Annotated in this window: 11 protein-coding genes and 1 tRNA gene; 11 read left to right on the top strand and 1 reads right to left on the bottom strand. The window is 67.3% G+C overall.

Translation table 11 applies throughout. The features are described 5' to 3' along the window. Window position 1 precedes the first annotated feature (1 nt). The 9 genes from QOL79_RS16870 to QOL79_RS16830 all read left to right on the top strand — a co-directional run bounded on the left by QOL79_RS16870 (window position 2) and on the right by QOL79_RS16830 (window position 8,359). Window positions 2–1,897: an XrtA/PEP-CTERM system amidotransferase gene (locus QOL79_RS16870; protein ID WP_283420269.1), complete on the top strand. Its 1,896-nt coding sequence runs from the start codon at window positions 2–4 to the stop codon at window positions 1,895–1,897. A 203-nt stretch (window positions 1,898–2,100) separates the two neighbouring features. Further along, complete coding sequence (locus QOL79_RS16865; RefSeq protein ID WP_283420225.1) at window positions 2,101–3,285, top strand: GNAT family N-acetyltransferase; 1,185 nt, start codon at window positions 2,101–2,103, stop codon at window positions 3,283–3,285. Then, window positions 3,282–4,163, top strand: coding sequence for a cupin-like domain-containing protein (locus tag QOL79_RS16860; RefSeq protein WP_283420224.1), 882 nt, complete (start codon window positions 3,282–3,284; stop codon window positions 4,161–4,163). The genes QOL79_RS16865 and QOL79_RS16860 overlap by 4 nt, the downstream gene beginning before the upstream one ends. A gap of 56 nt (window positions 4,164–4,219) precedes the next feature. Beyond that, on the top strand, window positions 4,220–6,157 hold the full coding sequence (locus QOL79_RS16855) for an alpha/beta hydrolase family protein (RefSeq protein WP_283420223.1): 1,938 nt from the start codon (window positions 4,220–4,222) through the stop codon (window positions 6,155–6,157). A 72-nt stretch (window positions 6,158–6,229) separates the two neighbouring features. After that, a complete protein-coding gene (infA, locus tag QOL79_RS16850; protein WP_010162480.1) occupies window positions 6,230–6,448 on the top strand; it encodes a translation initiation factor IF-1 in 219 nt (72 codons plus the stop codon). Continuing rightward, window positions 6,445–7,035, top strand: a complete 591-nt coding sequence (locus QOL79_RS16845) for a Maf family protein (protein ID WP_283420222.1) — start codon at window positions 6,445–6,447, stop codon at window positions 7,033–7,035. Before infA ends, QOL79_RS16845 begins: the two co-directional genes overlap by 4 nt. Further along, window positions 7,028–8,005 carry a ribonuclease gene (locus QOL79_RS16840; RefSeq protein ID WP_283420221.1) on the top strand — a complete coding sequence of 326 codons (978 nt, stop codon included), beginning with the start codon at window positions 7,028–7,030 and terminating at the stop codon, window positions 8,003–8,005. The genes QOL79_RS16845 and QOL79_RS16840 overlap by 8 nt, the downstream gene beginning before the upstream one ends. After that, a complete protein-coding gene (locus QOL79_RS16835) occupies window positions 7,995–8,189 on the top strand; it encodes a DNA gyrase inhibitor YacG (RefSeq protein WP_282949954.1) in 195 nt (64 codons plus the stop codon). Before QOL79_RS16840 ends, QOL79_RS16835 begins: the two co-directional genes overlap by 11 nt. Before the next feature lie 94 nt (window positions 8,190–8,283). Further along, a tRNA-Phe gene (locus QOL79_RS16830) sits at window positions 8,284–8,359 on the top strand. Between the two features lie 40 nt (window positions 8,360–8,399). Here QOL79_RS16830 and QOL79_RS16825 read toward each other — a convergent pair. Continuing rightward, complete coding sequence (locus tag QOL79_RS16825; protein WP_283420220.1) at window positions 8,400–9,500, bottom strand: YeiH family protein; 1,101 nt, start codon at window positions 9,498–9,500, stop codon at window positions 8,400–8,402. A 158-nt stretch (window positions 9,501–9,658) separates the two neighbouring features. Here QOL79_RS16825 and QOL79_RS16820 point away from each other — a divergent pair, with 158 nt between their 5' ends. Together QOL79_RS16820 and QOL79_RS16815 are read left to right on the top strand one after the other, a co-directional pair. After that, window positions 9,659–10,687 carry a LacI family DNA-binding transcriptional regulator gene (locus QOL79_RS16820; RefSeq protein ID WP_283420219.1) on the top strand — a complete coding sequence of 343 codons (1,029 nt, stop codon included), beginning with the start codon at window positions 9,659–9,661 and terminating at the stop codon, window positions 10,685–10,687. A 289-nt stretch (window positions 10,688–10,976) separates the two neighbouring features. After that, entirely contained in the window at window positions 10,977–12,224 is a 1,248-nt protein-coding gene (locus tag QOL79_RS16815) for an MFS transporter (RefSeq protein ID WP_282949956.1), read from the top strand. The last annotated feature ends 162 nt before the right edge of the window (window positions 12,225–12,386 follow it).

Here is a 12,386-nt window from a genome sequence, read left to right as displayed (position 1 = left end):
TATGTGCGGGATCGCAGGCATTTATCATACTGAGACGGCCAAGCCGGTCGATCCCTCGCGCCTGCGCGCGATGCTCCACCCGATGGCGCACCGCGGCCCCGACGGCAGCGGCACCTGGACCGCGCCCGGCGTCGGTTTCGGCCATCTGCGCCTGTCGATCATCGATATCGAAGGCAGCCCGCAGCCGATGGCGAGCGACGACGAGATCGTCACCATCACCTACAACGGCGAAATCTATAATTTCCGCGAGCTGCGCGCCGAGCTGGAGGATCGCGGCCACCGCTTCCGCACCAGCGGCGATACCGAGGTGATCCTCGCGGCCTGGCGGCAATGGGGCGTCGAATGCCTGTCGCGCCTGAACGGCATGTTCGCCTTCGCGATCCACGACCATGCGCGCGGCTGCCTGTTCCTCGCGCGCGACCGGCTGGGGGTGAAGCCGCTCCATCATGTCCGGCTGTCCGACGGTTCGCTTGCCTTTGCGTCGGAACTGAAGGGGTTGCTGCGCCATCCGTTGCTGCGGCAAGAGCCCAATCTTGCGGCGGTCGAGGACTTCCTCGCGCTGGGCTATGTCCCCGATGACAATTGCATCGTCGCGGGGGTCGAGAAATTGCCCGCGGGGCATTTTCTCCTCCTCGAACGCGGCAAGCCCTTTCCGGAGCCGCAGCGCTGGTGGGCGCCCGATTTCTCGAGGCGCGTCCGCGTCGGGGAAGCCGAGGCCGCCGAGCATCTCGTCCACCTGATGCGCGCCGCGGTCACCGACCGCATGGTGTCCGACGTGCCATTGGGCGCCTTTCTGTCGGGCGGCGTCGACAGCAGCGCGGTCGTCGCGCTGATGGCGGAGGCGAGCGCGCAGGCGGTCAAGACCTGCACGATCGGCTTCGACCAGGCGGCGCTCGACGAGACCGCTTATGCGCAAGCGATCGCCGAACGCTTCGCGACCGACCATCGGACGCGCACCGTCGCCGCGGCCGATTTCGCGCTCGTCGACAAGATCGCCGACATGTTCGACGAACCCTTCGCCGACGCCAGCGCGCTGCCGACCTACCGCGTCTGCGAACTCGCGCGCGAGCAGGTCACCGTCGCGCTCTCGGGCGACGGCGCCGACGAGGCGTTCGCGGGATACCGCCGCCTCGTCTTCCAGCATCAGGAGGAGCGGCTGCGCGGCCTCATCCCCGGCGTGTTGCGGCGCGGCCTACTCGGCCCGCTGTCGCGCGTCTGGCCGCAGATGGACTGGGCACCGCGCCCGCTGCGCGCGCGCGCGACGCTCGCCGGCCTGTCGAAGGGCGGGATCGAGGCTTATGCCGAGGCGGTCGGCGTGACCGGTCCCGCGCAGCGCGCGCGGCTCTACAACGACGCCGCGATCCATGCGCTCGGCGACCATATCGCCGAAGCGCGCTATTGGAAGGCGATGAGCGAGGCGCCCGCGCGCGAGGCGCTCGACCGCGCGCAATATGCCGACCTGATGATCTGGCTGCCGGGCGACATCCTCACCAAGACCGACCGGATGAGCATGGCGGTCAGCCTCGAGGCGCGCGAACCCCTGCTCGACTATCGTCTGATCGAATTCGCCGCGAGCCTGCCCGCGTCGATGCGGGTCAAGGGCGGGACGGGCAAGGCGATCCTCAAGCAGGCGATGGAACGCTATCTGCCGCACGACATCCTCTACCGGCCGAAGATGGGCTTCGTGACGCCAGTCACGCAATGGTTCCGCGGACCGCTCGCGGCGCAGGCAAAGGCGCTCGCGACCTCGGCGACGCTTGCGCGGTCGGGCTGGTTCGACATGGCCGAGATCGAGCGTGTCGTCGCCGCGCACCAGTCGGGCCGCCGCGATCATGGCCGGCTGATCTGGCAATTCTTCATGCTCGAAAAGTCGCTGGCGAAGCTGTTCGGTATCTGAACGCGCTGGCGTCTCGGTTGAGCGTTCCTCCCATCGTCACCCCGGACTTGATCCGGGGTCCATTCGAGCTCGTGCCTCAAACATGGATCCCGGATCGAGCCTGTCCTGAGCTTGTCGAAGGGTCCGGGATGACGAAGTTACAGACTTCGCGCTTGGACGAATTGCCACCTCCTCTTAACGCTTCGATGCTAGGATAACCGGCGATGACGGTCCATCCAGCCTTTCCGGTCAGTGCCACCGCAGCCGGGGATTCGGCGGCGCTCGCGGTGCGCATCGTCGACCCGCTGGCGCTGTCCGACGACCTCGCGGCAGCGTGGGACGGGTTGGCGGACGAGGCGAGCGAGCCCAATCCTTTCGTCGAGCGCTGGTGCCTGCAACCCGCGCTCCACCTGCTCGATCCCGCGCGCGAGGCGCGGCTGGTGATGGTGATGGGCGGCCGCGACGGTCCCCTGATCGGCGTGATGCCGCTCGCCTCGGCGGTCAAATACGGACCCTTGCCGCTGCGCCACGTCACCGGCTGGGCGCACCCCAATCACTTCCACGGGGCGCCGCTGGTGCGCGCGGGGATGGAGCATCTGTTCTGGTCGATCCTGCTTGGCTGGTGCGATGCGGCGAGCTGGGCGCACACGCTGATCCATGTGCCGCGTCTGACCGAGGACGGACCGCTGCACCGCGCGCTCGCCGACGTATCGCGCGATCGCGGCGCGGCGGCGGAGATCGTCCACCGCGAGGAGCGCGCGCTGCTCGAGAGCGACCTTTCGCCCGAAGCTTACTGGGACGTCGCGGTGCGCGCGAAAAAGCGCAAGGAGCTGCGCCGGCAGGCCAGCCGCCTTGGGGACGAGGGGCGCGTCTCCTTCCGCCGCTGGACCGGCGAAGAGCCGATCGAACAATGGATCGGCGCCTTTCTCGATCTGGAGGCGCGTGGATGGAAAGGCCGCGCGGGCTCGGCGCTCGCCAGCCACGGCGACACCGAGGCGTGGTTCCGCGCGATCGTCACCGCGGCCGCGGCGGCGGGCAAGCTCGACATGCGCGCGCTGGTGCTGAACGACCGGCCGCTCGCGATGCTCGTCAACTTCCTCGCCGTCCCCGGCGCCTTCTCCTTCAAGACCGCGTTCGACGAGGATTATTCCCGCTTCTCGCCCGGCGTCCTGCTCCAGCAGGCGAACCTCGACCTGCTGGGCGATCCGCGCATCGCATGGGTCGACAGCTGCGCGGCGCCCGATCACCCGATGATCGACAGCGTCTGGCGCGAACGGCGGCATCTCGTCTGGGTCAACGCGCCGCTGGGCGGCAGCGGCGACCGGCTGCGCTTCCACGCGCTCGCGAAGGCCGAACGACTATGGCGGCGTTGGAAACGCCCCGCTGCGAAGGTAGAAGACCAGCCATGACCGGCCAGCCCATCATCGACCAGCCCGCCAGCGACCGGCGCGTTTTTCCGGCGGAAACACTCGCGCGGATGGAGGCGCTCTATCCGGCGCAGGCGGGCTTGCTGCACCACCGCCTGCCCGAGCATCGCCTGCTGTCGCTCGACGCGCTTGCGGCGCTCGGCGAGAATCTGCCCGCGGGCCAGGTCGAATATAATCCGGGCGATGTGCCGATCGGGATCGCGCCCGAGGATGTGCCGTCGAACGGCCTGTCGATCGGTGAGACAATCCGTACCATCGACACCAACCGAAGCTGGGCGGTACTCAAGAATATCGAGACGGTGCCCGACTATCGTGCGCTGCTGATGGACCTGCTCGGCGAACTGGCGCCGGTGGTCGAGCCGCGCACCGGCGCGATGCTGACGCCGCAGGGCTTCGTCTTCATCTCGTCGCCGGGATCGATCACGCCGTTCCACTTCGACCCCGAGCATAATATCCTGCTCCAGCTGCGCGGGGCCAAGGTGATGCACGTCTGGCCCTCGGGCGACGAACGCTTCGCGCATCGCACCCAGCACGAGCGCTATCACACCGGCGGGCATCGCAACCTGCCGTGGCAGGATGAGTATCTCGGCGCCGCGCAGCAGGTGCCGCTCGGCCCCGGCGACGCGGTGCTGATGCCGGTGATGGCGCCGCATTTCGTCGCCAATGGCGACGCGCCCTCGATCTCGCTGTCGATCACCTGGCGCAGCGAATGGAGCTACCGCGAGTCCGAGGCGCACGCCGCCAACGCCGCGCTCCGCCGCATCGGCCTCGACCCGAAGATGCCGCCGCGCTGGCCGAGTTATGCGCGGGCCAAGACCGTCGGCTGGCGCGTCGCGCGAAAGCTGCGCATTGTGAACTAATTCCCGATTGCTCCCAAATCGCAGCGGCTTATTGTTCGGCCGCAGGGAATGGGGGAATGATGAGGGCATTGGGGTTCATGCTGCTTGCGCTGGCGGCAGCGATCATCCGTCCGGCGACGGCCGCCGCGCAGACGACGGCGGCGACACCTCCGGCACGGATCTCTACCGAGGAACTGGCGCGGCTTCCGGAAATATCGAACGCGGCCTTGTCGCCCGATGGCAAGTCGATCGCCTTTCTCGGCCGGATCAAGGGTCGGCAGGCAATCCTGTATCGCGCCGTCGACCAGGAGGCGATGTCGCGCGTCGACCTGCCCGAAAAGGTCGATTTTCGCTGGCTGCGGTGGGCGGGCAACGACAAGCTTCTGATCAGTATCGAACGCAGCTCGCGCTTCATGAATGTCGATGTGCGCCAGACGGTGTTGTTGCTCCACGACTTCGCCACGAAGACCAACAAGGCGCTCGGACGGGTCGGGCGTTCGCTGGAGGGTGACGACGTGCTCTTCATCGATCCCGACGGCCATTATCTGCTTCTGTCCATGCAGTCGGACATGTTCGATTATCCGTCGGTCTTTCGCGTGTCCCTTCCCGACGGGGCGATGACCGAACTCATCCGGCGGCGTGCGCCGATCTGGGAATGGTATGCCGACGATACCGGTATCGTCCGCGCCGGCGTCGGTTTCGAGGCCGGCAAGCTCAAATTCTACTACCGGCGCTCGGACGGCGAGAAATTCGATCTGATCGCGGCGGTGAAGCCGAGCGACGAGAACGCCTATTTCCAGATCGCAAAGATCGTCACGGGATCGGACGAAGGCTATGCGCTCAGCGACAAAAATGGCCGGCAGGCACTGTATCGCTTCAATTATCGCACGCGCGAACTCGGCGAGCTGGTCTATGGCAACGACCGTTACGACATCGACGATTATTGGCTGAACCTTGGTGGAACCGCGCTCGAGGGCGTGTCCTACACCGACGATCGCGATCGGGTCGAATGGTTCGATCCGGCGAACAAGAAGCTGCAGGGGCAGCTCGATCGGGCCATTCCCGGCCGCGAGGCGTGGGTTGCGTCGCGCAGTCGCGACGGCAAGCAGATGCTGGTCCTCGCGACAGCCCCCGACGAACCGGGCCTATATTATTTCCTCGACCGCGCCGCCGGTCAGATGTCGCCGATCGCCGCGATGCAGCGGGCGCTCGACCCGGAACGGCTCGCGGTGACCAGGGCGGTGCATTACGCTGCGCGCGACGGAACCGACATCCCCGCTTATCTGACGCTGCCGAAGGGGCGCGAGGCGAAGAATCTGCCCTTGATCGTCTATCCGCACGGCGGCCCCTATGGCGTGCGCGACAAGCTCGAATATGATCCGCAGGTCCAGTTTTTCGCGAACCGCGGCTATGCGGTGCTCCAGCCCAATTTCCGCGGATCGGGCGGTTATGGCACTGCGTTCGGCGATGCCGGCATCGGCCAGATCGGGCGCAAGATGCAGGACGATCTCGACGACGGGATGGACTGGCTGGTCAAGGAGGGCATCGTCGACAAGGGTCGGGTGTGCATCGTCGGGGCCTCCTATGGCGGCTATGCCGCAATGTGGGGCGCGATCCGCAATCCCGAACGCTATCGCTGCGCGGCGAGCCTGGCGGGGGTTGCCGATTTGAAGGCCATGCTCAAATATAACCGGCGCTATCTCGACAAGGAGGCGGGCAAGCGCTGGCGCGCCCGCGTCACCGGCGAACCCGAATTCGATCTCGCTTCGGTTTCGCCGACGCAGCAGGCCGCGCGCCTGCAGCGGCCGTTGCTGATCGCGCATGGCGAGGATGATGGCACGGTCCCGATCGGCCAGTCGCAGAATCTGATCGCGGCGCTGAAGGCCGCGGGGAACGGCAATTTCGAATATGTCGCCTATAAGGAAGAGGGCCACGGATTCTCGAATCCGGTGAACCTGAAAGACTGGTTCGACCGCCTCGATGCCTTCCTCGCGAAGCACAATCCGGCCGGATGACAGATTGCTTTCAATTGCCGTCATTTGGCGTTATGGGCCCGCATCCTGATATTTCGAGCCCATAGAGGATAGATGGCGAAAGAAGAACTTCTGGAAATGCGCGGCCAGGTGGTCGAACTGCTGCCCAACGCGATGTTTCGCGTCAAACTCGAAAATGACCACGAGATTCTCGGCCACACGGCCGGCAAGATGCGCAAGAATCGCATCCGCGTTCTGGTGGGCGACGAAGTGCTCGTCGAACTCACCCCCTATGACCTGACCAAGGGTCGGATCACCTATCGCTTCAAGTGAGCGGCGCGGCGACCTCTCCCGCGCTGGTACTGGCATCGACCTCACCGCGCCGGCGCGAACTGCTGGCGCGGATCGGCCTGACGCCGGCGCGCATCGCGGCCCCTGAAATCGACGAGACCCCGCTGAAGGGCGAGCTCCCGCGCACCTATGTCGCGCGGCTCGCCGAAGCGAAGGCGCTCGCGGTCGAACGCGCGGCGGGCGAAGTGGTGCTCGCGGGGGATACGACCGTCGCGGTCGGCCGCCGCATCCTCGAAAAGCCCGCCGACGAGGCCGATCTGCGGCGGATGCTGGGGCTGTTGTCGGGGCGGCGTCACCATGTCTGGTCGGGCGTGTGCGTCGTGGGCGCCGACGGCAAGCCGCGCGTCCGGGTTGCCGACACGATCGTCGCCTTCAAGGCGCTGAGCGCGGCCGAGATCGACTGGTATGTCGACAGCGGCGAGGGGATGGGCAAGGCGGGCGGCTATGCCATCCAGGGCAAGGCCGAGGTCTTCGTGCGTTTCCTGTCGGGCAGCCATTCGAACGTCGTCGGCTTGCCGTTGTTCGAGACGCGGTCGCTGTTGGCCGCCGCCGGGGTGCCGCTTGGCTGAGTGGCTGTACGAGGACGGCATCGGCGAGCGCCGCGCCGCGCTCGTCGAGGACGGAGAGATTATCGAAGCGCGGATCGAGCGCGACGGCGAAGGCCCGCGCGTCGGGGCGGTCGTTCAGGCGCGGCTGGTCGAGGCGGGGAGGGGCGCGCGCGTCACGCTCGACCTGCCGGGCGAACCGCAGGCGACACTGGCGTCGGTCCCGCCCGGAACCTCGATCGGCGCGCGCCTCAACGTCGAGATCGTTCGGATGGCGCTCAGCGAACGCGGGCGCGACAAGCCGGCGCGGGCGCGTATCACCGATGCGGCGCCAACCGACGGGCCCGACTTGCGCGCCCGGATCGCGGCGAGCGGATGGCCCGTTACCGAAGTGTCGCAAACCGGTCCCGACCGGCTGGAGGAGGCGGGCTGGTCCGAACTGATCGACCGGGTCCGCACCGGCCACGTCCCTTTTCCGGGCGGCGCGCTGTGGGTCGATGCGACCCCCGCAATGCTGTTGATCGACATCGACGGCGAGAGCGATGCATTTGTGCTGGCGAAGGCGGGGGGCGCCGCGGCGCTGCGCCTCGTCCGCTGCTGCGATGTCGGCGGATCGATCGGCATCGATTTCCCGTCGCTCGCCGGCCGCGCCGAGCGGCAGGCGATCGACGCGCTGGTCGACGAACTATTGCCGCAGCCTTTCGAGCGTACCGCGATCAACGGCTTCGGCTTTTTGCAGATCATCCGCCGCCGCGAACGGCCGTCGCTGATCGAGCAGGTGCGATTCGATCCCGTCGCGACCGACGCCGCGCTGCTGCTGCGCCAGGCCGAACGCGCGCGGGGCGTCGGCGCGCTGCAACTCGCCGCGCGCCCCGCCGTTGCCGACCATATCGCCGCGCACCCGCGATGGATCGCCGAGCTGCAACGCCGCACCGGTCGCCCGATCGAGCTGGCGCGCGACGTTCAGGTGAAAGGAGTCGGCCATGCCCAGTGAAACCCCCGCAAAATCCGGCAAATGCCCGCTCTGCGGCAAGCCGCGCGTCCAGCAATATCGCCCCTTCTGCAGCCGCGGCTGCCGCGACCGCGATCTCAACCAATGGTTCAACGAGGGCTATCGCGTTCCCGCGCACGAGGGGCCCGACGGCAATACCGACGACGGGAAATTCGGCGGCGACTGAGGCGCGATTTTAGCCAAGAAAGTCACTGGACAGGACGAAACACCCTGCCTATAGCCGCCGCTCGCCTGCACGGCCGACCGGCCGAAGCGGTGCTGCCCGGGTAGCTCAGTTGGTAGAGCATGCGACTGAAAATCGCAGTGTCGGCGGTTCGACCCCGTCCCCGGGCACCATATCTCCAGACCGATTTCAGGCCACCGGCGCGGCGGCGATTCAGACGATCGACAGCGCGAACAGCAGCGATGCGGCAAAGCTCGTCAGCGACGCCAGCAGTACCGGCACCGCCGCGCGCCAGCCCATCTCGAGCAGCAGCTCCAGCCGCGTCCGCATCGCGGTCGCCGTCACCGCGAGCAGCAGCAGCGCCTTCGACCCGGTGAGCGCGGCGGCGCGCATCGCCTCGGGGATCGGCGCCACGCTGTTCAGCGTCACCATCGCAAAGAAGGCCGTGATGAACCAGGGCAGGGCAAGGCGCCGCCAGATGCGCGTGTCGCCACCGCCCTCGGGCTTCAGCAGCAGCCCGACGAGCGCGACGACCGGCGCGAGCAGCGCCACGCGCGCGAGCTTGACGATCGTCGCGCTCGCTCCCGCCGCGTCGGAAAAGGCATAGCCGCCGCCGATCGCCTGCGCGACATCGTGGATCGACGCGCCGATCAGGAAGCCCGCCTGCTTGTCGGTGAGGCCGAATTCGCCCGCGAGCAACGGATAGATCGTCATCGCAAGCGCGCTCGCCAGCGAAACGCCGACCAGGGTCACCGCGAACTGCGCCTGCGACAGCCGGTTCTTCCCGATCACGCCATAGAGCGCGAGCGCCGCGCTCGCGCCGCAGATCGCGGTCGCGCCGCCCGCCAGCAATCCGGCGTAGGGCGTCTGCCCCGACAGCCGCGCGCCCAGGAACCCGGCGCCCATCGTCAGCGTCATGATCACGATCAGCGCCGCGAACGGCACCGGCCCCAGCACCGCGATCTGGCCGAAGGTGACCTGCAGCCCCAGCACGACGATGCCGATGCGCAGGAAGGTGCGCGACGCGAAATCGAGCCCGCGGTGCGTCACCGCGTTCGCCGAGACGAAGTTGAGCGACAGCCCGACAAGCAGCCCGAGCAGGATGATCGGAAAACCATAATGGTCGGACAGCCACGCCGCCGCCGCCGATCCCGCCGCGCAGGCGGCGAGGCCCGGAAACAGGCTGCCTTTCGGCGCGGTTCCCGCCTTGACCTGCGCCAGGTGCAACTCGCCGAACAGGTCGCCGCCGCTCGGCAGGTCGTTCCAGTGCGCGTGCCGCATCGAGGTGCCGACGTTTCTGTCTAACGTTGTCATAGGATCGCGCCATATCGCGAGGCGAGGGAAGGGCGCAAGGCTTCTCTTGCGGTGCGCGGCGCGACGCGCCAAAGCAGACAGCGATGGTCAATCGGCGGGACGGGGAGATGCGCGGCCGTGACAGGGACTTGCCAGCCGGGGACGGAGCGTTTGCGCGGATGACCCGGGCGACGATCAAGGATGTCTCGCGCGTCGCGGGGGTGTCGATCAAGACGGTGTCGCGCGTCCTCAACAAGGAACGCTATGTCAGCGACGACATGCGGCAAAAGGTCGAGGAGGCGGTCGCACGGCTCAACTACCATCCCAGCCTCGCCGCGCGCACGCTCGCGGGGCGGCGTTCGTTCCAGATCGGGCTCATCCACGACAACCCCAGCCCCTATTATATCTTCAACATGCAGGCCGGGGTCGGGCAACGGTGCCGCGAGGCCGATTTTCGCATGATCGTCCAGCCGTGCGACATCAACTCGCCCGGCCTCGTCGACGATATAGGCGCGCTGATCGATCAGGCGCAGCTCGACGGTATCATCATGACCCCGCCGGTCACCGACGTCGGCACCGCGCTCGCCGAGCTATTCCGGCGCAAGATCCCCGTCGTCCGCGTCCAGCCGGGCACCGACCTCACTGCGACCTCGGCGGTTTACATCGACAATGTGCAGGCGGCCGACGACATGACCGCCTATCTCATCTCGCTCGGCCATCGGCGCATCGGGCTCGTCACCGGGCACGCCAACTATTTCGCCAGCGGCCAGCGGCTGACCGGCTACCGGCAGGCGCTCCAGCGCGCGGGCATCGGCTTCGACGCGTCGCTCGTCTTTCCCGGCCAGTTCGATTTCCAGTCGGGCGCCGCGGCGGCCGAGGCGCTGCTCGCGCTCGACGAGCCGCCGACCGCGATCTTCGCGAGCAGCGACGACATGGCGGCGGGCGTCCTCGCGGCGGCGCACCGCATCGGCATATCGGTGCCCGGCCAGCTGTCGGTCGCGGGCTTCGACGACACCGACCTCGCGCAGGTCGTCTGGCCCGCGCTGACGACGATCCGCCAGCCGATCCGCGACCTCGGCTACGCCGCCGCCGACCTGCTGCTCGAATTCGGCGAGACGATCGAGCGTCGGCAATTGCCGCACGAACTGATCGTCCGCGGATCGACCGCGCCGCCGCGGCCAATGGATCCCGGATCAAGTCGGGGATGACGAAGGCCTGAAAACGACCGGTTGTGGACATAAGATCCTCCCCATCGACTTGCGATGGGGAGGGGGACCGCCGCGAAGCGGTGGTGGAGGGGCGGCGGGCGTTAGCGAGCGCTGCGCGCTCGGCCCCTCCGTCAGCCCTTCGGGCTGCCACCTCCCCATCGCAAGTCGATGGGGAGGACCATATCGTCCACTCCCCACCCCATTCCCGCCACCATCGAAAAAAACCGGCTATCAATCCGGCTATGACAACGTTATCTCATCGGCCAAACAGATTCGGGGAGAGACGATCTTGGCGCAAATCGCCGACAAACGCCGCTGGCTCGTGGTGGGGCTCGTCTTCGTCGCGATCGTCCTCAACTATGTCGACCGCCAGATCCTCGCGCTGCTCAAGCCGACCTTGCAGGCCGAGTTCGACTGGACCGACCGCGATTACAGCCACATGGCCTCGGCGTTCCAGTTCGCCGCAGCGCTCGCTTTCCTTGGTACCGGCTGGTTCATCGACAAGGTCGGCCTGCGCCGCGGCTTCGCGATCGGGGTCGGCGTGTGGAGCCTCGCGGGCATGGCGCACGCCTTCGCTTCGACCGTCGCGGGCTTCGTCACCTCGCGCGCCGTGCTCGGCGCCGCCGAATCGATCGGCACCCCCGCCGCGGTGAAGACCGCCGCCACCTATTTCAACGCGAAGGAGCGCAGCTTCGTCCTCGGGCTCGGCGGCATCGCCCCCAATGTCGGTGCGATCCTCACGCCTTTGCTCATCCCCCTGATGGCGATGATGTGGGGCTGGCAGGCGACCTTCCTGATCGCGGGCGGGCTCGGGCTCGTCTGGGTCGTCGTCTGGCTGATGGTGCGCATCCCCGAACAGCCGAACGCCGCGCGCGACGCCGCCGCGCCGAAGATCGCGTGGGCCAGCCTGCTCCGCGACCGCCGCCAATGGGCGGTGATCCTTGGGAAAGCGCTCACCGACCAGGTCTGGTGGTTCCTGCTCTTCTTCATGCCCGACCTGTTCCACCGCGTCTTCGGCCTGACGCAGGGCACGCTGGGCTTGCCCGTCGCCTTCGTCTATTTCATGGCGGCATTGGGCGGCATCACCGGCGGCTATCTGCCGTCGTACCTGATGGGCCGCCGCGGCTGGAGCGTGAACGCCGCGCGCAAGACGACGATGCTCATCTACGCACTGCTCATCCTGCCGGTGCCCTTGCTCGTCGGCGTCGACAGCGCGTGGGTCGCCGCGATGATCCTTGGCCTCGCGCTCTTCGCGCATCAGGGCTTCTCGACCAATCTCTTCGGGCTCACCACCGACGTCTTCCCGGCGCGAATCGTCGGCTCGGCGATCGGCATCGGCGCTTTTGCGGGCAACCTCTCGGGCATGGCGATGATCGAGTTCGCGGGCTGGTCGCTCGACACGGGCAGGGGGTATCTGCCGATGATGCTCGTTTGCGCTGTCACCTATCTTGTCGCGCTCGCTGCCATCCACCTGATCCTGCCGCGCATCGTCGCGGTCGACGAGGAGGATGGCGAGGTGCAGGTGCTGGCGCATTGATCGGAATGCTGGCGCATATTTTATGTTCCCCGGCGAAAGCCGGGGCCAATCTCCTGCCGCTGAATGGACCCCGGCTTTCGTCGGGGAACACGAAGGGCGAAATTTAACGAACCGCAAAACCGCATACGAAACCCGCTTCCCTCGACCTGACTTATGGAGTAT

This window comes from Sphingopyxis sp. Geo48, assembly GCF_949769155.1.
Taxonomy (GTDB): domain Bacteria; phylum Pseudomonadota; class Alphaproteobacteria; order Sphingomonadales; family Sphingomonadaceae; genus Sphingopyxis.
This window is presented reverse-complemented; position numbering and strand designations above follow the sequence as displayed.